At 41.7% G+C, this 26,685-nt stretch carries 21 protein-coding genes and 1 riboswitch; of the genes, 5 read left to right on the forward strand and 16 right to left on the reverse strand.

Annotated features, from left to right (window positions below; translation table 11 throughout):
• The first annotated feature begins 53 nt into the window (after positions 1–53).
• The 3 genes from F893_RS10285 to F893_RS10295 are packed head-to-tail and all read left to right on the forward strand — an operon-like array spanning position 54 to position 2,277.
• Positions 54–1,061, forward strand: coding sequence for an isopenicillin N synthase family dioxygenase (locus tag F893_RS10285; RefSeq protein WP_034436434.1), 1,008 nt, complete (start codon positions 54–56; stop codon positions 1,059–1,061).
• Positions 1,058–1,939, forward strand: a complete 882-nt coding sequence (locus tag F893_RS10290; protein ID WP_005251870.1) for a hypothetical protein — start codon at positions 1,058–1,060, stop codon at positions 1,937–1,939. Before F893_RS10285 ends, F893_RS10290 begins: the two co-directional genes overlap by 4 nt.
• Positions 1,940–1,947: 8 nt before the next feature.
• Complete coding sequence (locus F893_RS10295) at positions 1,948–2,277, forward strand: DMT family transporter (RefSeq protein WP_004280373.1); 330 nt, start codon at positions 1,948–1,950, stop codon at positions 2,275–2,277.
• 88 nt (positions 2,278–2,365) lie between these two features.
• On the opposite strand, the gene F893_RS10300 is transcribed toward F893_RS10295, so the two are convergent.
• The 10 genes from F893_RS10300 to F893_RS10340 form a co-directional block, all read right to left on the reverse strand.
• A complete protein-coding gene (locus tag F893_RS10300) occupies positions 2,366–3,388 on the reverse strand; it encodes an ABC transporter substrate-binding protein (RefSeq protein WP_005251877.1) in 1,023 nt (340 codons plus the stop codon).
• Entirely contained in the window at positions 3,385–5,193 is a 1,809-nt protein-coding gene (gene atzF / locus F893_RS10305; RefSeq protein WP_005251879.1) for an allophanate hydrolase, read from the reverse strand. Before atzF ends, F893_RS10300 begins: the two co-directional genes overlap by 4 nt.
• Positions 5,194–5,204: 11 nt before the next feature.
• Positions 5,205–5,648 carry a CopG family ribbon-helix-helix protein gene (locus F893_RS10310; RefSeq protein ID WP_004280384.1) on the reverse strand — a complete coding sequence of 148 codons (444 nt, stop codon included), beginning with the start codon at positions 5,646–5,648 and terminating at the stop codon, positions 5,205–5,207.
• Positions 5,641–5,772, reverse strand: coding sequence for a hypothetical protein (locus F893_RS18395; RefSeq protein ID WP_004647016.1), 132 nt, complete (start codon positions 5,770–5,772; stop codon positions 5,641–5,643). The genes F893_RS10310 and F893_RS18395 overlap by 8 nt, the downstream gene beginning before the upstream one ends.
• Positions 5,773–6,263: 491 nt before the next feature.
• The gene (locus F893_RS18300) at positions 6,264–6,578 is read right to left on the reverse strand and encodes a hypothetical protein (RefSeq protein WP_228130255.1); all 315 of its coding nucleotides are present in this window, start codon (positions 6,576–6,578) and stop codon (positions 6,264–6,266) included.
• A gap of 157 nt (positions 6,579–6,735) precedes the next feature.
• Complete coding sequence (locus tag F893_RS10320) at positions 6,736–9,768, reverse strand: DEAD/DEAH box helicase (protein WP_005251883.1); 3,033 nt, start codon at positions 9,766–9,768, stop codon at positions 6,736–6,738.
• Positions 9,769–9,880: 112 nt separating this feature from the next.
• Positions 9,881–13,501, reverse strand: a complete 3,621-nt coding sequence (gene uca / locus F893_RS10325; protein ID WP_005251887.1) for an urea carboxylase — start codon at positions 13,499–13,501, stop codon at positions 9,881–9,883.
• A gap of 4 nt (positions 13,502–13,505) precedes the next feature.
• Positions 13,506–14,156 (reverse strand): urea amidolyase associated protein UAAP2, encoded by a 651-nt coding sequence (locus F893_RS10330; RefSeq protein WP_005251889.1) that lies wholly within the window; start codon positions 14,154–14,156, stop codon positions 13,506–13,508.
• Between the two features lie 15 nt (positions 14,157–14,171).
• Positions 14,172–14,909: an urea amidolyase associated protein UAAP1 gene (locus F893_RS10335; RefSeq protein ID WP_034436144.1), complete on the reverse strand. Its 738-nt coding sequence runs from the start codon at positions 14,907–14,909 to the stop codon at positions 14,172–14,174.
• 28 nt (positions 14,910–14,937) lie between these two features.
• Positions 14,938–15,049, reverse strand: a riboswitch (guanidine-I (ykkC/yxkD leader).
• Between the two features lie 206 nt (positions 15,050–15,255).
• Positions 15,256–16,149 (reverse strand): LysR family transcriptional regulator, encoded by an 894-nt coding sequence (locus F893_RS10340; RefSeq protein ID WP_004280389.1) that lies wholly within the window; start codon positions 16,147–16,149, stop codon positions 15,256–15,258.
• 292 nt (positions 16,150–16,441) lie between these two features.
• Here F893_RS10340 and F893_RS10345 point away from each other — a divergent pair, with 292 nt between their 5' ends.
• Positions 16,442–17,164, forward strand: coding sequence for an HAD family hydrolase (locus tag F893_RS10345; protein WP_005251895.1), 723 nt, complete (start codon positions 16,442–16,444; stop codon positions 17,162–17,164).
• Positions 17,165–17,233: 69 nt separating this feature from the next.
• Here F893_RS10345 and F893_RS10350 read toward each other — a convergent pair whose 3' ends face one another.
• The 4 genes from F893_RS10350 to F893_RS10365 form a co-directional block, all read right to left on the reverse strand.
• Positions 17,234–17,584, reverse strand: a complete 351-nt coding sequence (locus F893_RS10350; RefSeq protein ID WP_004280391.1) for a hypothetical protein — start codon at positions 17,582–17,584, stop codon at positions 17,234–17,236.
• 259 nt (positions 17,585–17,843) lie between these two features.
• Positions 17,844–19,010, reverse strand: coding sequence for a fatty acid desaturase family protein (locus F893_RS10355; RefSeq protein ID WP_005251897.1), 1,167 nt, complete (start codon positions 19,008–19,010; stop codon positions 17,844–17,846).
• Positions 19,011–19,052: 42 nt separating this feature from the next.
• Positions 19,053–20,075 carry a flavin reductase family protein gene (locus F893_RS10360; protein WP_034436146.1) on the reverse strand — a complete coding sequence of 341 codons (1,023 nt, stop codon included), beginning with the start codon at positions 20,073–20,075 and terminating at the stop codon, positions 19,053–19,055.
• Between the two features lie 298 nt (positions 20,076–20,373).
• Complete coding sequence (locus F893_RS10365; RefSeq protein ID WP_005251899.1) at positions 20,374–22,011, reverse strand: long-chain-fatty-acid--CoA ligase; 1,638 nt, start codon at positions 22,009–22,011, stop codon at positions 20,374–20,376.
• A gap of 378 nt (positions 22,012–22,389) precedes the next feature.
• On the opposite strand from F893_RS10365, the gene F893_RS10370 reads away from it, so the two are divergent.
• Entirely contained in the window at positions 22,390–23,811 is a 1,422-nt protein-coding gene (locus F893_RS10370) for an aminotransferase-like domain-containing protein (protein ID WP_005251900.1), read from the forward strand.
• Between the two features lie 47 nt (positions 23,812–23,858).
• On the opposite strand, the gene F893_RS10375 is transcribed toward F893_RS10370, so the two are convergent.
• Together F893_RS10375 and F893_RS10380 are read right to left on the reverse strand one after the other, a co-directional pair.
• A complete protein-coding gene (locus F893_RS10375; RefSeq protein WP_005251901.1) occupies positions 23,859–25,181 on the reverse strand; it encodes a DcaP family trimeric outer membrane transporter in 1,323 nt (440 codons plus the stop codon).
• A gap of 108 nt (positions 25,182–25,289) precedes the next feature.
• Positions 25,290–26,663, reverse strand: coding sequence for an MFS transporter (locus tag F893_RS10380; protein ID WP_005251903.1), 1,374 nt, complete (start codon positions 26,661–26,663; stop codon positions 25,290–25,292).
• Positions 26,664–26,685 lie beyond the last annotated feature (22 nt).

Raw genomic sequence — 26,685 nt, forward strand, 5'->3', positions numbered from 1 at the left:
GACCCAGAGGTTTTCATTGCTGTGTTGGACGACCAACAATGAAGGTGATTGCCATGCAAGACCAATATGTACTCCCACTGGTTGATATTTCAAAATTGCAAAGTCCGGATTTAGCCGATCGTATTGAAGTTGCTCATGCTCTGGATCATGCCTGTAAAGAAGTTGGATTTCTTTATCTGCAAGGTAGCCAGTTTAATTTTGACTACGCCAAAGCCCTGATTGAAATGACCCAGTCCTATTTTTCTCAGGATCTGGACACCAAAATGCAGCACTATATTGGCAAATCAAAAAACCATAGTGGCTATGTGCCGATTGGCGAAGAACAGTTTGCCGGCAACAGTTATGATTTAAAAGAAGCCTATGATGTCAATTATGATTATCAGGGGGTAAGAAAAGACTGTCCTTTACTTGGGCCCACCTTATGGCCAGACCATCCGGACTTCAAGTCTATTGTCAGCCAATACTACAGCCATCTGCGTGAGATCAGCCGGCAGATTTTTTCTGCCTTTGCACTGGCGTTGGGCGTTCGTGAGGACTTTTTTGAAAGCAAAATTACTGATGCACCAAGTCAGCTACGCTTGATTCATTATCCCTATAATCCGGAAGTGAAAGACGCCGAAGGCATTGGCGCACATACCGATTACGAATGCTTTACCTTACTGTTACCCACCGCACCCGGCTTACAGGTTTTGAATAAAGCCGGTGAATGGATCGACATTCCCCTGATTGAAAACACACTGGTAATGAATATCGGTGACATGATGGAAATTCTGTCAAATGGTAAATATCTCGCCACCAAGCACCGCGTGAAAAAGGTCTCTGAAGAACGTTATTCATTCCCGCTGTTTTGCGCCTGCAATTATGACACCGTGATTGAACCGGTTATTCACACTGAAAATTCCAAATATTCTGCCCTAATCGGGGGCGAGCATCTGTTTAATCAGACCGCCCAGACCTTTCAATATTTAAAACAGCGCGTCGCTAGCGGTGAGCTGGTCTTAAAAAATGCTGTACCACTTTCCTCTTTTGGACTTGAAGAACAGGCGGAGACAGCATCATGAATCTGTTTGAAGTGATTAAGACTTTAAAGCCCACTATCCCTCAGCCAGAGATTATTCCGGGCTTTTTATATGGGGCATTTCGGCGTAAAAGCATCAGTTTTTATAATGGCCTAACTGATGAAAATACCATTGTGTACTGGTTTCAGTCGCACAGTTTTACCATTGATCTTCGTCTAAAAAGCCAGACGGGAACTGCTGTTCAGGAACGCCAAGGCTGGATTGGCAATACGTTTTGGGATAACGCTAGCCAACTCTTGTCCTGGGACGTGAAAGACTACGCCAATTACCAGAATCATGTGCAATGGCCGGAACCAGCCAGGTTGCATGCGATTGGCAACTGCATTCTGGAATTTTCTCCAAGTAATGTGTATGTCGAAGACTGGCGCCAGCAGGTACAGCACGGTTTATTTTTAGGGCTGCGGCTTCAGTCTGCGCTTGATGTTCAATCTGGTCAGGAACTGGAAATGGATGGTGGCCTGATCATTTGTGCTGATCATATTGCCTATGCCCTGACGCGTTTGCCTGAAGTGCAAAGTGTGGTGGCTCAAATGGACTTAAAAGCAGTCGATCCGACCGTGTTTGCCTTGGTGGAAAGTTTTGAGGTTTCTATCGGGGCTGAGGGTCAAGCTAAAACTTACAGTACCCGCAGCAGTGAGACAGGCAAAGCCTTTAAGCTGGAAAATTTTGAAGTACTCAATGAAAGCAGTCTGGTTCAGCACGTGGTTCTCGATGACCGTGAAATCGACCTGATTTTTGAGCTGGATATATACCAGCCGGATTACCAATTTCAATATGCAACCCCCACGACTACACAAGCTGAAAGCTGGCTGAAGTCAGAACAGGATCACCTGATGCAGCATGCAGAACGGGTGTTATAGGGAGAAATATGTCTTTTTTATATCTTTCGATTGCCATTATTGCAGAAGTCATTGCAACTTCTGCATTGAAGGCTTCCAATGGTTTTAGCGTGCTCTGGCCTTCACTTGCCACCATTGCCGGTTATGCCGTTGCCCTGTTTTTCCTGTCACTGACCATGAAAACCATTCCGATGGGAATTGCCTATGCAATCTGGTCTGGTGCCGGCATTATCCTGATTTCAACAGTTGGCCTCTTGGTGTTTAAACAGCAACTAGATCTTCCCGCGCTGATCGGTCTGGCGTTTATGATCATTGGCATTATTTTTATCAATGTCTTTTCCAAAAGTACGCAGCTTTAATTTTTTAATATTCATCTGATAGTAAAAAATCCCCAGACCGGGGATTTTTTATGGGTTTAGATTACATTCCCGAATGAGGAGATATGCTCTATTTGAGTTCTTGCACCAGAGTTGGAACAATCACGCCATCCACGTTCATTTCAGTCGTATAAATGCCGTTGGCCACATTGAACTTGTTCACATGATAGCTGGAACCATAGATCGAGTCGAAACCCTCACCTTTGGTAAAGACTTTCTTGTTGGCGGCCAAATCCAGTAAATGTGTGCCATCAATGAACTGCATATAGGTCTTCGCATCGACACCAACACGTTTGGACATGATCTGTGCAGCGTCTTCTCGAGTCGCCGGGTCATTGATGTATTTGACAGTTTTATCCCAAACCTGAATCACCTTTTTCCATTGCTCTTTATTGGTTTCCAGATGGGCAGGATTCACGGTCAAGGTATCGTAGATTAACCCCGGCTTGTCTTTAGAGGTAAAAATAATCTTGGAACCGGCCACTGCAGATAGTGCTTGATTCGCCACCGGCTGCCATACTGCAATCGCATCAATATCGGGAGTAGCAAAAACCTGTGGCAATTCATTGGTCATGGTATTGACCAGCTTGACCTCATTCAGGCCAACTTTGGCATCATCCAGTGCTGTAGATAACAGTAAGTGATCGACCAGACCTTTTTCAGTGGCTACGGTTTTACCGCGCAGATCCTGAATCGAATTAATGCCATTCTTGGCAATAATGACGTCATTTCCAGCTGAATAATCAGTCGCCATGATCATCACGCCTTTGGTTCCGCCAGAGCCAGTGACCAGATTATCACCATTGGTCACCATGACCGCATCCAACTGGTTGGCGGCAAAGGCTGAAAGTGAGGCTGAATAATCAAACCATTCGAAATTGGCATTCACTCCTGCTTCTTTTAGCCAGCCTTTCTCAATGGCCACTTGCCAGGCCACAAATCCCGGCCAGTCACTATAACCAATCCGGATAGGCTGAGTATTTACATTCCCTTCTGCCTTGGCATTTGGTTCAGGTACTTTAGCGGTATTGTCACAACCGCTTAAAAGGATTGCAGACAGTACGGAAACGGACATCAGTGCTTTTTTGATCATTTTGCGACTTCCCCTATGCATTCACATTTAAATTTGGTATTTGAAAGTTGTTTAGATTTTATAAATTCGCGCCAGCCACCGAAATGACTGATATCTGTTGCATCCTCAAGTGCATAGCCTTCACAGATAAAGCCTTTGACCCAAGTACCATCAATCAGCTGGACATTACCGATCCCCAAAGGTGCCGGAACTTCTGCAACAATGTCTCCGAACAGTGCACGCGGAATGTCCCAGACCTCTACTTCAATTGAAAAACCTTTCGCGTTGTATTGCAGGCCAGGTTTTGGCGGTGTGGTATTTTTTAAAGCATAGAGTTTGTAATGCGAAGCAGTCCGGGTCTGCTTGATCAGGGTTCCAGCACGTGTGGTCAACTGAAAATTCAGTGGCATACCGGTCAGATGTGCTCCGACGACAGCCAGTTTGACGCTGTGACCCGATGAGATTTCAGTTGTTTTTTCATAAGTAAGTTCAGATGTGCCTAGCTTTAATTGGCTCGCTTGCTGCCATTTTTGCCCGAATTTGGCCAGTGCTTCATCCATCCAGGCGGGCGCAATAAAGGTCACGCCCATTGGCAAACCATCAGCACGAATGCTATTTGGTAGCGCCAAAGCCGAAAGATCGGCAAAATTGACAAAATTGGTATAAGCGCCCATGTGGCTGTTTTTTACCAGAGGATCGGCTTCTACTTCTGCAATGCGATAAATGGTGGGTGCAGTAGGCACCATCAAGGCATCATAATCTGCCAGTGTAGTTTGAATAACACGGCTCAGGCGGGCGCGTTCATATTCATCCTGCATGACATCGACCGCACTGAACCGGTCTGCCTGTGCAATAATCTGGCCAATTACCGGATGGGTCTGCTCGCGTTGCACCATTTTTTCCACGGCACTGGTACGTTCAGCTACCCAAGAGCGGTTATACAAGGCTGCTGCCAGTTGTTGAAATGGAGCAAAATCAATCGGCTCCACCATATAACCCAAGCTTTGTACACGTGCGATCGCTAGATTAAACGCTTTTTCAGTTTCAGCATCGCCATAAAATTCGAGTGTATCCGGAATGGCAATTTTCCCTTTTGAAAATTGGCTCGGTACATTCTGAGGATGCATTCTGGAATAATCATCGCTGGCATCATAGCCTTGCATAACTTGCGCCACCTGCCAGGCATCATCCACCGTTAAGGCAAAAATCGAAATCACATCGATGGTGCGGCAAGCCGGAATCAGGCCTGTAGTCGAAAACCAGCCTTTGGTCGGTTTGAGTCCAACAATGTTATTGTGTCCTGCCGGTACACGTCCTGAACCTGCAGTATCTGTACCCAGTGAAAATGGCACTAATCCATTGGCTACCACTACACTGGAACCTGAACTCGAACCACCACTGATATATTCAGGATTAAAGCTGTTCTTCACGGCGCCGTATGGGGAACGCACACCGACCAGACCCGTCGCAAACTGATCTAGATTGGTTTTACCCACGACAATCGCGCCGGCAGCTTTTAATTTGGCGACTGCTGTTGCATCGGAAGTCGCCAGATAAGCTGCCTCTTTACATGCTGCTGTGGTATAGAACCCTGCAACATCAATATTGTCCTTGACCGCAAATGGCACCCCATAAAGTGGCAAGCTTGCACTATCTGCACCAGTCAATGCATCAATTTGTGCCTGTAATTGTGCTGCCGTCGCAATTGATATCCAGGCATGATCGTCATTATTCAACCCGGCAACATACTCAATCAGGTCACTAAGCTGGATATTGTTATTCTGGTAGGCGTGTTGCCAGTCCTGTACAGTCCATAAGTTGTGCACAGCTGTTCTCCTTAAGTGTGTTCGGTATTTTGTGGAATGGGCGGCATGACGGCATCCATCAGTTCGAGATGGCCTTTAATCACGCCTTTCAGTGCAATAAATTGTTCGCTAATTTCTTTCAGATCACTACTCGCGCCCTGCATCAGCATGACTTGCAAAATTTTTTCATCATCCAATTGGATATGAAGTGAATTGATCACTTGCGCCAGATACTGCTGCTGCAGATCGACCAGCTGACTGCGCAGCGGTTTCAGGCTGACGTCGTAGAGCAAGGTGAGTGTGCCGACCATGACTTCATCGCGAATCACCAGATCATCAATCAGGTGGCGGTTAATCATGTCGACAATGGCCTGTGAACGGCTTTCATAATGCTGCTCGACAATTTTTTGGTCCATCGCATGTAGCGTGGTTTCTGGCACGGTAATACTGATCCGTGCCAATTTTTGTTTAGGCACGATGTTGATCCTTGGGTTGGTATTGGGAAGACTGTTTAATGTGAAAGCCTGCGCGTACGCTGAGCAGCTCAACCAAAAAGTGAAGCCATGGATGCATTTTTTTATTTGATGTCGGATTGTTCATGTGCATCTCCTGTAAATATTACAAAACCAAAATTTCGTATTACTTAGGAAAATGCAGAAAGCGTGCCAATTTTTAGTTATTTGGATGAGGTAAATAAACTTGCTTAAAAGGGCGAAAAAAAGCCCCATAACATTGAAATGGGGCTTGTTCTAAAGCAAAAGTAAGTTTTGTATTTCACCGGTTTATTCCATTTTGATTGCTCATGTCCTTGCTATTCTTTTTATACATGAATGGTTAACCGATGTTTGTAATTGAGTGATCAAGTGTATTGTTCTCCTCTATTTAGGTTGTATATAAATAAAAGCATTAAGCGTGCCACAATATAAAAATAGAATAGATTTAGGCAGAATGCTTTTAAAATCGATCACATACATATATAAGCCAGAATAAGGATGATTTAATTTTATTAAGTTCGGCTAAAAAATAGCCCATTTTGCACCATTGGGGTTCGAGTGTGCATCAAAGTGTGGCTGAACATCTCAAAAACCTTATTAAGCGCGGTTTTTGTGAACTCGAGCTCGTAGCTCATTAATACTTATCTTTATAGTTTTTTCAGTTTCAACTTCTTCTGCAATTTTTAATAATTGACGATCTTCTTGAACAAGATTATTTAAAATTTCATTTGCCTTTTCTAAAATTCGTTTTTGACTTTCAAGGCTACGCTTTCCTAAAAGTTCTTGTAGATTCTTTGCCATATTCCAGTCATCCCTGAAAATTCCTGTTTTGATTTTAACAAGTAAATTATTCAGCTGATGTAATTTTAAGAATGATATTGTTTCGATAAAACCATTAGTGACCATTTCCATTGGGTTCTTTTTTAAGGTCTGAAAAGCTTGCGACAAAGCGTGAGTGGATAATATTGTTTATCTTGGCGATGTCCTAGACATGTTAAAAATATATAAATAATAACCAATTAAAAGGTCTTTTAAAAGACCTGTTAATTAGTCTTAAAAACACAATAGTTTATTCAGATACAAATAGCTTTAAATCTACATTATTGGAGCTAGCTTGATTAAACCAAGTATCTAAAAGCTGATACGCTTGCACAGACTCTGGAGATGGAGTCTTTCCTTTTTGAAATTGATTGACAAAATGCTTTTTAGAAAAAGCATTTCCAACGACTATCCAAATCTCTTTATCTACAAGTGGATTTAATCGTCTTTCGTCAATATTTTTAATTACATCTTTCAATTTATGATTTAAATCAAACTTTTTTTCGAATAAACGAATACGTGTATTTAAATGGATTCTATTTGGCTTACTACCACTCTTTCGAGGCCATTGTTGATTCAAGTATGCAGTATTTGCATATTTTGATTCACCTGAATGGATTAACCAATGTAAGTTCTTTAATGCTTGTCCACCTACTTCACATAAAGCGCCAGCAGAAGATTGAGGCTGTGTAGTATCCCCACATTTAACATGTACAAAAATAACTTTTGTAGGAGATGAAAGAATAAAATCAGCAGGTTCAGTATCCATATCAGTACATAAAATTAAATCGATGTTAGGGATATAAGGATAAAAATCACCAAGGTCAGCAATGACATTAGATTTATGAATATTTGACAACTGATCAATCAAATAAAAAATGGAATTCTGACCAAAATAAGTTTTTGTTAATTTTTTTTCATCTTTTTCATCCAAATCTGGATGTTGTAAACATGGTAAACTGATTAAATTTTTTATGATATTAGGATTTAATTTTTGGGTATCAGTTGGAATTTGAACTTTATAAAAATTACCATTCATATATGTAGCACCATTTTTATAAAGTAACATTACCGTCTCGCTATTAAAAACTTCTTCTTTCTTCTTAGTCACTCCATTACGCATTAGTTTAATCTGAGGATTAATAATTGGTATAAGATTCATTTTTTTATCAAATTTAAACTTGATTAATAACTCATGATCGAGAAGATGGATTTTATTTTTTCGGGTTAAGCAATATCCATTTTGGAGCATAAATCCATTTTTATGATATTTACGATAAATTAATTCATTATTAATCTTATAAGCCACATTATTAAAATGTAATTCCAAGTCTACTAAATTTTCATCGGCAAAATTCAATTGACATGCAACAGGATCCTCTGACGGAATAGTATCAATAACTTGTGCAAATGAATTTAAAAAAAGGCTTGTTGTTTTTTGATTAGAATTAAGTGCTAGATTAATATTCTCAAGCCAGTCAATAAATTTTTGATAGCTAAATGGCGGATGCTTTTGGTCGCAAATTCGTCCTGATGCTACACCTAAATAATAAGAACATTTAACTTTATCATCTTGTCCAACCCCTGAAACTACTGCGGTTGTTACAGCATAAGATGAATTAGATTGTGCTTGGTTAATTTTCTCTAAATTAACCCCTTTAAGTAGCACACCATCTGCTTTTAAAGGACTATACTGTAATGCTTTCGTATTTGCCTGTTTAGTTACTACTTTATCATTACTCGATACTACTGAAAATAGCATATCGACATCAACAGCACGTCCAATTTTTAGATCATCTCTACTATTAAACTTTCGCCCCCTACTATCGTATATAGCTACAATATCATTTAGTTCTTTAACTATCATTATTTCTAAAGATGGTTCAAAGAATAAGCTATCTTTTAAAAATTTAGAATTATTAAAACAAACAGCAGTAATAACACCAAGGTCTTCATTTATCTTACTTAAAGCTCCCTCTCTCATTAATTCCCAATTTAATTTATCTAAACAGTCATAAATACTAAATCCATCTAACTTATAATAGAAACATACAGAAGCTAAAGGTATTTCCAAAGAATCTAAAGGATTAAATTTTTGAAAATTAAATTTTTTCCGATAACCTGATTCAAAGTAACTATGCTCAGGAAAAGCATCTAAATAGCTATCAATGAGACTTGAGGTATTTAAAGTGTGCAAGAATCTTTTAGCAGAATTTGGATTTGAAATATAATCATCAAACTCTTGATAATTATCCCATAAACTTTTATTACTATTATCATTTAACTCAATAACAGTAGGTTTATAATTTTCATAAATACGAACAACTCTACCGATAGTTTGTACAAGTTCCTTACCACTACCAACAGGATAAGTCAGAATCAGAATTTTAGCTTCTGGTAAATCAATTCCTTCATCTAGCTTCTTTTGATGAATTAAGACTTCATAGTCTAGTTCATCCAGTTTGGAGGGAACATCACTAAGTCTATGTTCTAGGTTTTTCTTTGCAAATTGCTGATGTATTGCTATTGTTTTGAAACTTTTACTAAAGATTTCAAAATATTTCTCAATATCGCTAAATTCTTTGCATTTAATAATGCATTTAGATTTTGGTTGATTCTGTCTAATTAGCTCAATTTTTTCAAAGAGTTTATCTTCAGTTGTTTGTTCAAAATTAGGAGGAACTATCACCTTATCTTGATTTGCTTCTTTATATGTATAAATATAACTATGATCTACATCTATATCAAAGCTGAATAAATCGTTCCGATAAGGAGTTGCAGTAATAATTACTTTTTTTGCTTTCAACTCTCTAACTGTAGCTCCCCATTTTTGAGATGGTTCTGCATGACCTTCATCAATTAAAATCAAATTAAATTGAAGCCTTAAAGAAGCAAGTTCATTCTCGTTTAAACTAATCAATTTTTGGAAAGTAGTACAATAGATTCCTTTACATGAAGTATCCTCGATGTCATTAAAAACTTTTTTCAATACAAAATTTTTGAAATTCGTTTTTGCAGGTAGTATTTTTTCAAAAAATTTACCTTTTAGTTGTTTATAAAGTTGATCACATACAGCCCGTCTATGTGTAATTATTAAAATTTTTTCTAATTGAGTATTGTGGCTAACGGTACAGATAACACCACTTTTTCCAGCTCCTGTTGGTAAACTAATTAAACAAGACCCTTGAGATTGACTACTTATGTATTCATCTATAGCTAATATGCTCTTTTTTTGACATTCTCTTAAATTTTCTACAAGTGTCTTCTCTAAATTTTTTATCATTAATAGCTCTTAACTTTTCACAATCAACAGTGTTGTTATTGTGTAACTATAATATTTAATGAGTGAATAATAAACAAAAAAGACCGCCTAAGCGGTCTTTTTTTCTAATTCCTCAAGCCACTGGCGCTAACGTAAACAACACCTGCCCCGTTTTTACCGTCTGCCCTTTTTCAATGGTAATTGCATCAACACGCATACGCTCAGGCGCAATAATGGGAATCTCAATCTTCATCGCTTCAATCACAGCTAAGGTCGCACCTTCTTCCACAATATCGCCTGACTGACATTCAATTTTCCAAATTGAACCCGGCATATGTGATTCCACCGCACAACCACCTTCAGGCACTTCAACACCTTCGCCATCATCCACAGCATCTAGACTTTCAGAGACATATTCCGCAAGACCTGCTTCATGCCAGCGACGGCGCTCTGCATCAAAGTTGGCTTGTTGCACCGCTTTAAATGCCGAAATAGATTCTTGGTTTTCAGTTAAGAAGTCGTTGTATTCTTTTAGATTCAATACACCATCTTCAATGCGTAATTTTAAACGCCCTGCTTTAAAGTCCTCACGCATTTGCATGAGTTCCGCTTCAGACACTTCATAAAACTTAATTTGGTCAAAGAAGCGCAGTAACCACGGCATACCTTGTTCAAAGTCAGGGTTTTTACGGTAGCGTGACCACATTTGCGAAGTACGACCGACAAACTGATAACCACCCGGACCTTCCATACCGTAAACGCACATATACGCACCACCAATACCCACGGCATTCTCAGGTGTCCAGGTACGTGCAGGGTTATATTTGGTCGTCACTAAACGCTGACGCGGATCAAGTGGCGTTGCCACAGGCGCACCCAAATACACATCGCCCAACCCCATGACCAAATAACTCGCGTTATAGACCACTTCTTTCACGGCTTGTTTGTCTTTTAAGCCATTAATACGACGGATAAATTCAATATTGTCCGGACACCATGGCGCATCTGGACGCACAGTTTGCATATAGCGTTCAGTTGCCAACTGGGTTTGCGAATCTTCCCAAGCAAGTGGCAGATATACCGTACGCGATGGCACTTCCATTTCAGTCACATCAGGCAATTCAGTTTCAGCCACTTGCAACAGGCGCAATAGGTCGAGCTGATCCAGCTTGATTGAATTGAAATGGATTTGCAGCGAACGGATGCCCGGTGTCAGGTCGATAATGCCCGGAATATTTTGTTTCTGTACCCATTGCATCAAGGCATGGATACGGAAACGCAGGTTCAGATCCAGCACCAGCTCACCATATTCCACTAACATATAGTTGTTACCCGCTGGTCGATACACCACGTCCGGCGCACCGTTTTCACCTTTTAAGGTATCCAGTACGGCATTTTTCAACGTAGCCAGTTCCGGATAGAAGGATTCATTAAATGAAACTTCTTGGGTATCCAATGCTTCAAGCTGTGCATGATATTTTTCGTTCAGCAATTTCGCTTGATGATAGCTGAGAGGTACAAATTTGACTTTATCGCCGGCTTTGAGCTGACCGAGTTTCCAAAGCTCAGAATTGATCACCACCGCAGGACACACGAAACCACCGAGGCTTGGGCCATCTGGACCTAAGATAATTGGCATATCCCCAGTAAAGTCGATGGCACCAATCGCATAAGCATTGTCGTGAATATTGGATGGATGCAGACCCGCTTCGCCACCGTCCTGACGAGCCCATTCTGGTTTTGGACCAATCAAACGAATTCCGGTACGGCTGGAGTTGAAGTGAATTTCAAACTCGTTGGCAAAGAAGGTATCAATGTCGTTTTTGGTAAAGAAATCAGGCGCACCATGTGGACCGTACATCACCGCAATTTCCCAAGAATTGGAAAATGTTGGGATTTGATCTTCTATTAAGGCTTTCACGTCATCAGATGTAAATGCCGTGATTGGAAGCATATCGCCAATCAGTACATTACGCCCCGCATGACCGCCAAACTGACCCAAGGTAAAAGTCGCTTGTGAGCCTAAATATTCAGGCACATTCAGACCACCTTTAATCCCGATATAAGTACGGCAACCTGTGGCGATCTTGCCACATTTCAGCACCTGACCTTTACGTACATTCACGGTTTGCCACATCGGAACTTGAACGCCATCCAAAGTCGATGGCATATCGCCACCTGCAAGCACAATTTGGCTATCGCAATGGAATTTTAAGCTTGGGCCTTGTAGGGTACATTCTAAACCTGCGGTATTTGGTGCATTGCCCAACAATTGGTTTGCGACATTTAAAGACAGCGGATCAATAGCACCTGATGGTGGCACACCGACATCCCAGTAGCCCAAACGACCTGTGACATCTTGCACGGCGGTTTGAATACCCGCTTGTAGCACTTCGATTTTTTGGGTTTTCCACTCAAAGGTATTTAAGAAGCGTGTGGTTTGCGTGCCTGCTTTAAAGACCTCACCCTCAATAATGTTTTGCAGATATTCAAGATTGGTTTCAATGCCGGCAACCGAAGTTTTAGCCAAAGTATCCGTCATGGCTTGAATGGCAGAATCACGAGAATCGCTTGTGACGATAATTTTGGCAATCATCGGGTCATAGAACGACGAGACATTGGAGCCGGTTTCTACCCAAGTTTCATTACGGGCATTGGCATCAAACGCAACATGCGTTAAAAGCCCTGCACTTGGTTGGAAGTTTTTGATTGGATCTTCGGCATATAAACGCACTTGAATCGAATGACCTTGCGACTCAAGTTTTGACGTTGGAGCAACCCAATCACCACTGCCTAAGGTCACCATCCATTCCACAAGGTCCACACCAAAGACTTGCTCAGTGACACCATGTTCCACTTGTAGACGGGTATTCACTTCCAAGAAATAGAATTCTTGGGTGTCGGTATCCATCACAAATTCAACCGTACCAGCCGAGCGGTAATTAACTGACTGCATCAATTGAATCGCAACGTTTTGGATATAAGCACGTTGTTCATCTGTAATGTGTGGCGCAGGTGTTTCCTCAATCACTTTTTGGTTACGACGTTGCACCGAACAATCACGCTCGCCTAAAGCTAAAACTAAGCCATTGCCATCACCAAAGATTTGCACTTCGATATGACGCGCATTTTGCACAAATTTCTCGAGGTACAAGCCTGCATCTTTAAAGTTCGCTTGCGCTAAATACGACACGGTTGTGTAAGCATCTTTCAGCTCTTCAGCATTCCACACCAAACGCATACCAATACCACCACCGCCAGCGGTACTTTTGAGCATCACAGGATAACCGATACGTTCCGCTTCAAGCAGTGCTTCAGCTTCATCAGCGAGTAATTGACTACCCGGCAATAACGGCACATTGGCTTGAATTGCCAATTCACGTGCAGTATGTTTGAGACCAAAAGCTTTCATTTGCTCGGCATTTGGTCCCAAGAATACAATGCCTTGAGCTTCACACAGATTACAGAATTCGGCATTTTCAGAGAGGAAGCCATAACCTGGATGAATGGCTTGTGCACCTGTTTGTTTCGCCACTTCTAAGATTTTATCGACATTGAGATAGCTTTGGCTTGCAGGTGCATCACCAATAAAGACCGCTTCATCCGCTAAGGTCACATGCAGTGAATCACGATCCGCTTCTGAATACACCGCAACCGATTGGATACCAAGTTTTTTCAGGGTACGGATGACACGACAAGCAATTGCACCACGGTTGGCGATGAGAACTTTATTAAACCCATATTTTAAAGTCATAGTCTTATACCTCGCCTTCACGGACAATCAGTTGAATTTTTGTTGGGTTATAGGCATTACAAGGGTTATTCAGTTGCGGGCAATTGGAGATCAGCACGATTAAATCCATCTCGGCTTTAATTTCCACGTATTTTCCCGGTGCAGAAATACCGTCATCAAATTTAAGATGACCGTCCGAAGTTACAGGTACATTCATAAAGAAGTTAATATTTGGACCAATGTGGCGTACATTTAAGCCATGCTTTTTAGCAATCGGATGTTGTGACAACGCAATCATGAAATTGTTACGGCAACTGTGCATTGGGTATTTATCATGCGCATAACGGACTGTGTTACTTTCACATGAACATGCACCGCCTAAAGTGTCGTGACGACCACAGTTATCATCATGAATGGTGGCGATTTTATTACCAAAGTTGGTATATAAGCTTGTGCCTTTCTCTAAATAAATTTGACGATTCATCGCCAAAGTATCAGTTGCGCTATAACGCTCTTCTGGGTTTGAAGCGGAAATAAACAAAGTATCCACCGCTTGGTTGCCTTCAAGATCAACAATACGGAAATACTGCCCTTTTTTGACTTCGCACATCCATGCTTCACCGGCAGGACATACTTCGCTAAGTACTGATTTTTCTAAATTAACTAAAGCTGTCATGTTGTATTCCCCCAATTAAGCGCTTAATGCGTAATAACGATGATTATTGTGGAACGCGCGCTGATTTTGCGGGCATGAGTCACGGCAGACATCGGTCTGTTGTAGCGGAAGAGCTTTAAACAGTGACAGTTGAATATCGGCAGGTGCATATTCCGTCGAATTATCTAAAGCGTGTGGCGCACTCGATAAAAACACCAAACAATCCATTTCAAAACGTAGTTCAATTACTTGGTCGGTATTGTCAGACTTCACATAAGTTAAATTGCCATTGTCATCCGGTTGAACTTTTGAGAATAGATTTAAGGTATTACTCAGATCCGTCGCAGATAAACCAAATTTGGTCATCTCTAAAAGTAGGCTGTCTTTAGCATTGCGGTACATGTCGTTGCGGGCATCCTGGAAGGTCTTCGTACCAAACTGTGCTCCAATTTGCTGTGCGGTACTTGGCGCACAAAAGGCATCATTCCAACCATGGTCATCTTTAACAATCGAGATCATCGTACGACCTAAATCAGACGCCAAAATGTGCCCTGTACTTAAAAATGCGCTGTGTTGACCTTTTAAGCTGTCTGGCATGTTATAGGCTTCAAGCTTATCTTCGCTATTCACACAAAACAGTGAAACATTGGCATTTGCGCCTAAAGATTTAAGTTGTAAAACTGCGCCACGCTGGATGCGTGCTGACCAGTGGTGTCCACCCGGTAAACGTTCAGTCCAGAGGACTTGATCTTCGTGATAAGTAGTTGTGCTCATATGCATCCATCCCAATCTTGTACGGTTTACCTCCCGGGCTTTTATCCCTCCGTGTAGCTTGAGCTTGAAACTTAAGCCGTGAACTCTCGGTCGCAGACCTACATGAATCTTCATGTATCGGAACCCTAGATCACTTTATGATTGAGTAGATAGATGCAAAGGACGTGCCAAACTGGTAATACTATTTTTTATATTCGTAATACTTTTTTTTGAGATGGAACTGATCACTTCAGGTGCAAGGCTCTGAAAAAGGCATCAAGATGTACCAAAATAAAAAAATCCCGGCTTGAACCGGGAGTTTAAAATCTAGAGATGAGAACTCAATCAAACTATTTAAGTTGTAGAGTTATTTACTTAAAATCTCATGCAGCATATTGCGTAACCATTGATGGCTGGTTTTATGATGACAGGACATATGCCAATACTGCTTTACGGAATAGGTCGGGAACGCAATTGGCGCATTAAAGATCTTGAGATTGCCACGTGATAACAGGACTTCACTCAAATAATAAGGCACGGTCGCAATCGCATCGGTTTCCTGCACTACCAGTCCGACTCCCAGATAACTTGGCAGACGCATTAGAATGTCACGCTTAAGTTCCAGATTCAGCAATTCATTTTCAATATGGTAATGCCCCATCCCGGCATCAATATCAATATGGGTTTCACGTAAATACTCTTCTGTCGTGATGCTGTCACCCGTGAGCCGCGGATGGTCTTTCGCCGCGATCACCACATAATATTGCTCAAACAGTTTCTGCTGATAAAAGCCATTCTCCAGATTTGGCAAGAAGCCCAAAGCCAGATCAATCTCACCATTGGCCATTTGATAACTGGTTTCCGATGTAATCGGACGCACATTCAGACGGATATGGGATGCATGCTGCTTCAGATACTGGGAAATTTTTGGCAATAACACCAGATGTGATACATCGGTCATCGCCAGTGTAAAGCGCTGCTGTGAAGTGACCTGATCAAAATTGATCGTAAAATTATTGATTGCTTCAACTTTGCTCAGTGCTTCGCTGACCAAGGGAAAGAGCTGTTTGGACAGGTCTGTCGGCAGCATTTCATTGCCAATACGTAAAAATAAAGGATCACCATAATGCTGGCGAATTTTATTCAGCAGATTGCTCACCGCTGGCTGGCTCATATCTAAATGATCGGCTGCCTGAGATACGTTTTTAAATTTATAGACATAATAAAAAATACTGAGCAATTTACAGTCAAGTTCAAACACAGAAATACATTTCCTTTAACTTTCTCATCATTCGGACAGGTCTTTCATCCGCATAAGTTCATTTATCGTCAGATTAAAATATAACACTTCGCAACTATTTTCAGGATTAAACTCGCTGTAATTTTCCGAAAAAAATACTTTTGCCAGATGAATAAATCCATTAAAAAGTACCTCAACAAGTACCTCAACGCAAAATTTCCAGCCCGGTTTGCTCAGGTCAGTTAAACATTTAAATCGTATGCGATATACTCAGCCACACCCAATAAATGGTAAAAATACAGAGAAATCTTATATGTTTCAGGATAAAAAGCTGGTCTGTTTTGATCTGGATGGTACGTTGATTGATTCTGTAGGCATCTGGAATCAGGTCGATGCAGCCCTGATTGATGAGCTCTCCAACAGAAAAGTCGATTTACATGAGATTCAGCAACAGCGCGATCTTCAACTTACCGCCTTGAGACATAGACCAGATCCTTATCTGGAATATTGTGGATTTTTAAAAGAACAATACGGTTTTGAACCAGCTAAAGAAGAAGTAAAAAATCGTCGTTATAGTATTTCCCGACATTTTCTTGATTATATCGTCGAGTTAAAACCTCAGGCAGACCTCCTGATTCAGGCTTTAAAACAGCAACAGATATCACTGGCTTTGACCACCACCACCAGTTTATTCAATGTACAGCGCTATCAGGATAACAATCGAAATATTAACTCTAAAATCAGCTTTGATGAGGACTTTTCCTTGATTCTCACCCGTGAAAATGTCCAGAACATTAAACCTCATCCCGAAGTTTATCTGAATGTTTTGCAAGCCTTTAACCTTCGACCTGAGGAATGTCTAATTATTGAAGACTCTCTAGTCGGTGTAGAAGCAGCAAATCATGCGGGCATCGAGGTAGTGGGAATTTATGACCAGCACTCCGCTCATGAAATAGATTTGATTAAAGCCAAAGCAAATTATTATGTCGAAAATTTTGCTGAATTATTAAGTTCATTCAATAACAACATCCACTAAAAAAGATGCCATGAAGCATCCTTGTTCATGACATCTTGAATACTATTTGTGGCTTAAAAATCTTGCTGACTATTTGGCTTTTTTATAGATTGAGCCTGAACCAACCAGATTTCCGGTTTTCTCATCGATTGCAAAATCGACCATACCTGCACCTGCGTTCAACTGAAGCATGCCATTTTCGTTCACTGCAGCGGGCATTGGATTCTTTTTCTCGGTTTTACCGGTTTCCTTATCTTTGATCGTATTGGTAATCAGATAATTTTCACCATTTTTTGAAATAACCAGAATATTTTCAAGTTTTGGATTTTCCACGGTGTTTTTCCAATTGCCCTGATAATCTGGTGCGGGTGCTTCAGTGGTGTTACAAGCAGTTAAAAGTACTAATAATGGAATTGCTGAAAAATATTTAAGATGTTTCAAAACTGAGACCTTAAGTGTAACGACGCGGCCATTATAGAGAGAAGCCCTTAGGGCTGAAGCAGGTTGTTGTAGGCAAAGCGTTTCAGCAGTACTGGATCTGTTTTGCTTTCGTCATTTTTTGAAATCTGTATCCATATTTTATTCATAAACAGGATTATTCTAATGATATTAAATCTGATAAAACTTAAAAAAAATTCCTCAATAGACCATCCAAATCTATTGAGGAGTACCAAAATGGTGAATAAGTAAAGCTTAAAAATTATGACAATAGTTTCGCTTTAAAGTAGTTGAATACAGATTTGGCAGCATGGGTTTTTTCAACCACCTGCTCAGTCCAGTGATTCGGTAGAGAACATTTAGCCAGACCTACCCACACTGTAGAAAACTGTTTCATGAAGCTGGCTTCGTTATAGTGAATACCATATTCTGCACAGAGCGCTTTGATTTTTGGCGCAACCTGCGCATAGCGATTGGCGGGCATGTCCGGGAATAGATGATGCTCAATCTGATGACTCAAATTACCACTCAAGATATGTAGCCAAGTTGTTCCACTAAAATTGCTCGAACCGCGAATCTGGCGTAAATACCACTCGGCACGGGTTTCATTGTCGGTATTGTCCATTTCAAAGGTTTCAGCATCTTCAGTGAAATGACCGTTAAAAATAACAGCAGAAGCCCATAGACTGCGAATCACATTGGCCACCACATTTCCGGTAAATACCGGAATGGCATTTGGCCCGGCAATGATCGGGAAAAATACATAATCTTTTAACACCTGACGGCGCATTTTCTGGCGCAAAGGTGCTGCTTCTTCCCAGACTTCTTTCCAGGTTTTGGTTTTATAGGCAATCACATCTTCCAGATGCAGGCGTTGCAAGCCAACATACCATTCGAAAAACACCATTAACTGAATGCCCAGTGGAATATTGAACAGGAAACGTGGTTCCCACTTTTGCGATTCACTGACTCGAATCAAGCCATAACCCACATCATGATCCATCCCGACAATATTGGTATAAGTATGATGAATATAGTTATGTGTGTATTTCCAGTCATCGCCGGTTGAAATCGTATCCCAGTCATAAGTCGCACCGTTCAGACTGGGATCATTCATCCAGTCAAACTGGCCATGCATGACATTGTGGCCGAGTTCCATATTTTCCACGATTTTGGAAAGACCGAGCAGACCTGTCCCTGCCAGCCATACCGGTGGCAACCAGCCGGCAAACATCAGCATGCCGCGTGAGGCAATTTCGCTATAGCGGACAAAGTTGCGGATTTTATAAATATATTCGGCGTCTTTTTCCCCCAGATCATCCATGACCTCGCGGCGGATCGCATCGACTTTGGCACCGAATTCCTCGATCTGTTTCGGACTAAGAAATTGGCTTTTGCTATTTCGTTTAAAATCAATTTGCATATTCATGGGAGCACCTTCTTATAGTTTAATTAATGGCTTATCAATAGTTTATAAATTAATCACCACAGGACTCACTGCCTGAGAAATGCATAGTTTGATCTGGGTGTTATTACCATGATCAATTTCACCAGTCAGGACATTTCGTACCGAACCACTGACCTTGGTACAGGAACAGGTATTGCAGATACCCATTCGGCAACCATGTGCTGGTCGCAAGCCAGATTTTTCGGCACTTTCCAGTAAATTGGACTGGGCTTGAAATTCCTGCTGCGATCTTAAAAACTGTACCGGCTGTGCTTTAATTTTTTCATCGACTACAATCTGGAAATATTCTGAATGAAAATTGGATTTCAATTCTAATTTATCGACGATTCTCAGTGCAGCTTTCATCATCCCGGCAGAGCCACAGGCATAAATTTTTCGTTCTGCAAAGTCTGGCACCAGCTTTTGCAATAAGCTCTGGGTCAGATGCTGCTGGTGTTCCACGGTATTGAAATGGTGATATTTCAAGTTTGGATGCATGAGAGCCAGAGTTTTCAGTTCAGCATGAAAAGCATCATCTCGAGTGAAATAAATCAGGTCGATCTGTTCCAGAGATTGAATGACTGCTTTTTGCAGCAAGGAATAAATGGCCGTAATCCCACTGCCTGAAGCCAGGAATAAAATCGGCTGAGTGGATTTTTGCAATGTGAACTCGCCTTGGGGCTGTGATATTTCGATCACGGCACCAATTTGCATCAGGCTTAAGGCACGTGACACTTTACCCTGCTGTTTAACCGCAATGATCAGATCACCATTTTTCAATACCGTCACTACAGAATAATGTCGCTGATGACGTACGCCATCGAGTCTGATGGTTACTGCAATATTCTGGCCGGCCTGAAATGACTTGGCTTTAAAATTATGATTTGGACGTAAGTGAATTTTGAAAAAGTCAGGGCTGATGGCTTGAATGCTCATAACGGCAGCCTTAACTTTTTTGATTGCCCAAGTTGGATGGATTTTTTCACCAATAAAATCAATGAAATCTTCCCGGATCCAATGCGGCTGATAGGTTGGCATGCTTGTCATTTTTATCCCCTTATCCGCAGACAGTTTCATTAATGTACAACTGTCTAATTATTATATTGCTCAGGATAAAGAATTCTCATATTGAGACCATGTCAATACAGGTCAAATTATGTGCCTAAGCCATATAATATGAATTTTTGTCGGACAATATCGTCTAAAAGTAGCAATCAAGGCGATATGGATTGAGAAAAAGCATTTTTAAACTGACAACGCTGCTTAGCCTATACATAAAAAAACTGACCTCTATTCGAGATCAGTTTTTTGACTTCATATTGGGATTTTCAGATTAAATGACGCTTTAACCTGCTGCCTGCTCCAAAAGAATAGTCCCATATAATTCACGCAGATCTTTTTTCAGCATTTTACCAGTACCACTGAGTGGAATCGCATCAACAAATACGACTCGGTCTGGAATCTGCCATTTGGCTACCTTGTCCGCATAATAATCCAGCAGATCAGTTTCACTTAGCTGGCTGTCCGGCTTTTTAATGGCAATCAATACCGGGCGCTCATCCCATTTAGGATGCTGGGCGGCAATCACGGCAGCCATCGCAATTTCCGGATGTCCCATGGCAATATTTTCCAGCTCCACCGATGAAATCCATTCTCCGCCAGACTTGATTAGATCTTTAGAACGATCACTGAGTTTCATAAAGCCATCCTGATCCAGCGTAGCAATATCGCCGGTATCAAACCAGCCATCATCAGTCAGTGCAGACTCTTCCTTGCCGAAATAATGGCTGATGACCCAATGCCCTTTGACCTGTAAATTTCCTGTGGTCTGTCCATCACGTTCAATTTCATGCGTCCCTTTTTCTGCATCAGTCAAACGTAGGTCAACCCCGAACGGAGGACGACCTTGGGACAGACGAATCTGCAATTTTTCTTCATCAGACAGATGCAAATGTTTGGTCTTGAGCTGATTCGCTGTACCCAGTGGACTGATTTCCGTCATGCCCCAGGCATGGATCGTTTCACAATTAAACTGTTCTTTGAAAGCTCTTAGCATGGCCGGTGGACATGCCGATCCACCTACTACATTCCGTTTTAGGCTTTCCAGTTTGGAGCCTGACTGGTTTGCGGCGGCAATCAAACCCTGCCAGATGGTCGGTACGCCAAGTGCTACCGAAACCTGATAAGTATCAATCAGGTTAACCAGACTGGCGCCATCCAGGCCCGGTCCAGGAAGGACCAAAGTGCATCCCACCATCGCAGCGGCATACGGTGTGCCCCACGCATTCACATGGAACATCGGCACCACAGGCAACATAATGTCGGCAGCCGAGACATTTAAGGAATCAGGTAAAATGATGGCATAGCTATGTAATACCGTAGAGCGATGGCTAAACAGCACACCTTTGGGATTGCCCGTGGTTCCTGATGTATAACACAGAGAGCTTGCCGAGTTTTCATCAAGTGTTGGCCACTCAAAATCTGCATTTTGGCCGGCAATCAGATCATCATAAAATTGTACTTCTGGTATCGCTTCTCTAACTGCCGGATCAGCTGCATCCAGACAGATAAAATGCTCGACTGAGCTCAACAGCGCTTTCACGGCTTTAATTAAAGGGACAAATGTTTTATCGAACAGCACCACGCGATCCGCAGCATCATTCATAATAAAAATCAGCTGTTCCGGAAATAAGCGCGGGTTAATGGTATGACAGACCAGGCCACTGCCAGAAATGGCATACCAGGACTCTAAATGGCGATGATTATTCCAGGCAATAGTCGCGACCCGATCTCCCTGCGCTAAGCCGAGTTGTTGTAATGCATTGGCAAAACGTTTCGAGTTTTGGTGAATTTCTCCCCAATTGGTCACTGTAATACTGGTATCGGTATTTTTGGAAATTACCTCGGTATCGGCATGATAGCGTCCTGCATGTTCAATCATGCTGCTGATCAGTAAAGGCTGAAACATCATATTTCCGAGCATTCTCCACTCCTTTGTGCTTGTTATTGGTCCGTATTTGCGTATCGTTGTTATAGTTGCATGATGGCTCGGTCTGAAACCGTAACTTACTTTTTATCATCATGTGGATTGAATTTAGCAAGGAAATCTAACTTTGTAAGTATCGAATTGTGACAAATTAAGCCAAGTGACTGAGGCGTATAAAAATGGGAATATGATTTATGTAGAGATAAAATTTCCACAGAAAATTTGAGACCTGATTTTCACTTTAATTGTCTTGCATCAAGACTCAAGCTTAAAAATAGAATGTCAATAATCCTATTCCTCCCTTTTGTTATATTAAGCATCCTAAAATATGCTATAAATCAAAATAATTAGAACAGTTTTAGTTCAAGAAAGTATATGTATAAGTCTGAAAAACTGGCACAAAATATTCGTCAGATGATTGAAAATGGCGTATGGAAGGCACATGAAAAATTGCCTTCACTTCGCGAACAGACCCAATTATCTGGTTATAGCCTGATGACTGTACTCAATGCTTATCAGGAACTTGAAGCACAAGGTCTGGTCTATGCCAAAGACAAATCGGGCTATTACGTTGCAGAACACACTCAAGCTCTGCTCAATAGCAAACAGTCCGCCCAGATTGGTTTAAATCCTAAAATTCAAATCAATTCGGTGGTATTTAATTATTTAAAATCGACTCAGTCAGCAGAGATTGTGCCTTTTGGTTCTGCCTTTCCCAATGCAGAGCTGTTATATAACGCCAAATTTATGCAAATTCTGGCACAGCAGGCCAAAAGAAAAAGCAGTTATAACAACCAGAATCATATGCCGCCCGGCAATCAGAACTTGCGGCAACTGATTGCTAACCGTTATCAATTGCAAGGCGTTAACTGCAATCCGGATGACATTGTCATTACATCCGGTGCACTAGAAGCATTGAATCTGTCTTTACAGGCCTTAACCCAACCCGGTGATTTTATTCTGCTACAGCAAACCATATTTTATGGTGCCTGGCAGGCAGCCGAACGTCTGGGATTACAGGTGATTACGATTCCGGAACATCCACAGTTTGGCTTTGATCTGGAATCATTTGAACAGGCTTTAAAACAGTATCCGATCAAGGTGTGCTGGCTGATGCTGAGTGCTCATAATCCGATTGGTTTTACCGTCAATTCTAAGATCAAACAGAGAATTGCGGAGCTTTTGTATGCATATCAGGTGTATTTAATCGAAGATGATGTTTATCAGGAATTAAATTATGGTTCATCCAAACCGCTACCGGTTAAATATTTTGATCAGCATCAGATGGTGCTGCACTGTTCTTCTTTTTCCAAAACGCTGGGGATGGGCGCACGTGTCGGCTGGGTGTATGCCGGTCCATTTTCCGATGCCATTCAGCACTTACAGCTCATGAGTACTTTAACGGTCAGTCCCTTACTTCAAAATGCGCTGGTCGAGTTTATTTCACATCATCATTATGAAAAACATTTGCGGCATTTAAGGCAGCATCTGGAAAAATATAAAAAGAAATTTTATCAGGAACTTAAAGCACGTTTAGGAAGCATCTGTGAAATTTATTATTATTCCAGTGGTTATTTTCTCTGGATTGAATTACCTAAAGAAGTTGATGCCCAGCAGCTCTATGAACAATTGCTTCAACAACATATTTCAGTTGCCCCTGCACTGCTGTTTAAGCCTGAGCCTACCAGCCAACATTATATTCGGCTGAATTGTTCGTTTGAATGGACAGCCAATATTGAAAATGCAGTCAATCTGCTGACAGAAACCATTCTTCAAAATAGCAAAAGCGCGGATTAATTCATCCACGCTTCTGTTACAGATCAGACTTTCTTATGAAAGGAGTCTTAGAAGTTGTAAATAGCAACCGCATTAATTCGGTTGTCTTCACCTTTTGTACTGCCATTTGGTGCAGCACCCAATGCTTCACGTTCGCCATAGACATATTCCAGGCCGAAACTCAGCGGTTTTGTAGGGTTATAGAACACATTGGCCCAAGCCTGCCAAAGGTCTTTGTTCACTGCTGTTAGATTCAGACCAGGAGCAGCAAGATATCCATTATCTTGGTCGAAATTCATATAACCATAGCCTATAGTACCACGCAATTTATCATTAAACTGCTGCGTTAGACCGACTGTAATCGAGTCGAATTCACTCTGTAGAAGATCTCCATTAGCAGCTGTAACGACACCTGGATTGGCGTAAGAGACAAAACTGCTATCACCTTTGACATGATAATAATCTGCCTTAAAGCTGGTGCCTGGAACAAACTCGTATTTGGCACCTAAACCTACACCCCATGCAGTTTTTTCATCTTCATTGACACGCTTTTCATTCCCCATCGCACGGGCACTGACTGTAAGATTATCAGCAAATTTATGATTTAAACGTGCTGTTAAAGCAGGTAGGCGCTGTTTAATACCAGTAATGGTTGCATCTTTTGGATCTTCTACTGCAAATACCAGATTGGTTTCAGGACTGATTGTGCTGGTATAACGAACTTGTGGCGTCCGTTTAATTGAACCGCCAGCGTAAACCAATGCATCTACAGTTTCCGGAATATAATCTGGCACTGCAAAGTTCGACCAGGTTTGACCGATCAACCAGTTGGCATAGCTGATATAGGCATGACGGATACGCAAGTTATCAAAGCTTGCGCCGCCCAGAAAATCTACTTCAACTTTACCGCTTAAAGCTTTATCTCCAGCACCGACTGGTGCTTTAAAATCCATGCCTAAACGGGTTGCAGCCAGAGTAGATTTAAATTCATCACTACGCTCACCGACACCTTCTAAAGGTACCGCATTAATCTGGTTATACATACGTGCTGCTGAACCACCTTCAGCCTGATAAGAGGCATCGGCACGAATATTTCCATAAAGATTAAATTCGGCACCACTGGCAATTTTCATTACTGGTTTGCTTGCTGGAGCAGGTGTTGCTGCAACATGTGCAGTGACCACGGCCGTCTGTCGTTGCTGTTGCTCAACCAGTGCGCGTAAGGCCTGAACTTCCTGGCGCAGTTGTTCAATTTCCTGCTGATTCGACTGAGCTGAAGTTTGTGCTTGAGTCGATAAGCTGATGCCCCCTAAACTCATTGCCATCATGCTCATCAGAACTGTGCGTTTGAATGTGATTGTTGGTTGATTAAATAATTGTGTCGTGTTCATCCTAAACTCGCTTTTTATTATGCGTTTCGATTCTAGCAACAGATCACCACCCGTTACGATGGCGATCTATATCATTGGGAATATTATCTTTATTGATTGAAATCTAACTTAATGTGTCGCTTCTTTTGCCAATGAATTCGGCTTCACATCAGGTGTTGCAAGGGCTTGGCCATCTACGGAAGTTTTTAAGTTTACCAGGAAAATTGCCAGCGCAGCGATTACACCAGGAATCGCAATTGCAAAGAAGTTCATTTGATGCGGTAAATTCATGGTTAATAAAGCACCAGTGAGTACCGGCCCAACAATTGCACCAATACGTCCAATACCTGATGCCCAGCCCATACCGGTAGAACGTACCGTCGACGGATAATACTGCGCCACAAAGGTATAGAGCAGAATTTGTGAGCCAATCGTTGCAGCGCCTGCTACAGCAATCAAGGTATACAACACGAATTGTGGACTGTTAAAACCAAGCAGAATCAATGCAATGGCACCACATAAGAACATAATGGTCAGCACTTTTTTGATATGGAATTTATCTGCGAGATATCCACCACCAATTGCACCTACCATTCCACCAATATTCAGGGCGAACAGGAAGATCATACTTGCACCCAGCGAGTAACCTGCCTGAATCATCAGTTTTGGCAACCAGCTACCCAATGCGTAGACCATCAACAGGCACATAAAGAATGCCAGCCAGAACATAAAGGTACTGAAGCTACGGCCTTGTTGAAAGAGTGCTTTTAATGGCGCCTCATCCCCTTTTTGTACTTCATTCAGTACAAATTGGGTGTCACTGGTGATGACCTGTGTTGGAGAGATCTTTTGAATAATATCATGTGCTTGAGCCGTCTGTTGTTTGTTGGTCAAGTACATCAGGGATTCTGGCAGATATTTCCATAGAATCGGCAAGATGAGCAATGGAACGCCTGCAAGCAGGAACATGATTTTCCAGCCAAATTGTGGCACCAACCATGCACCGAGTAGCGCAGAAGTCATCCCGCCAATGGCATAACCACTAAACATCAGGGCAACCAGCGTACTGCGGATACGTTTAGGCGCATATTCGGTCATCAATGCCACGACGTTAGGCATGACACCGCCAATTCCAAGGCCAGCCAGGAAACGTAAAATTCCGAACTCGACTGGTGATGTAGCAAAGGCACCGATAAAAGTAAATCCACTAAAAATGGCCACACAGATCATGATGGTTTTTTTACGGCCAAGTTTATCGGACAAGGTTCCGAAACTCATGGCACCGAACATCATCCCGAATAAGGCAGTACTGGCCAGCATTCCCGCTTGTACCGCACTTAGCGACCATTCTTGCATCAGTAGCGGCAACGCCACTCCATAGATGACCAGGTCATAACCGTCAAAAATAATGATCAGCAAACACCAGATCAAAATACCCCAGTGAAAGGGTGTGAATTTCGCTTCATCAATCAGCGTATTTATATTCACTTTATTTGTAGACATCTCCACCTCCTAATTGTGAAGT

It is taken from the genome of Acinetobacter sp. CIP 102136 (assembly GCF_000369685.1).
Classification (GTDB): domain Bacteria; phylum Pseudomonadota; class Gammaproteobacteria; order Pseudomonadales; family Moraxellaceae; genus Acinetobacter; species Acinetobacter fasciculus.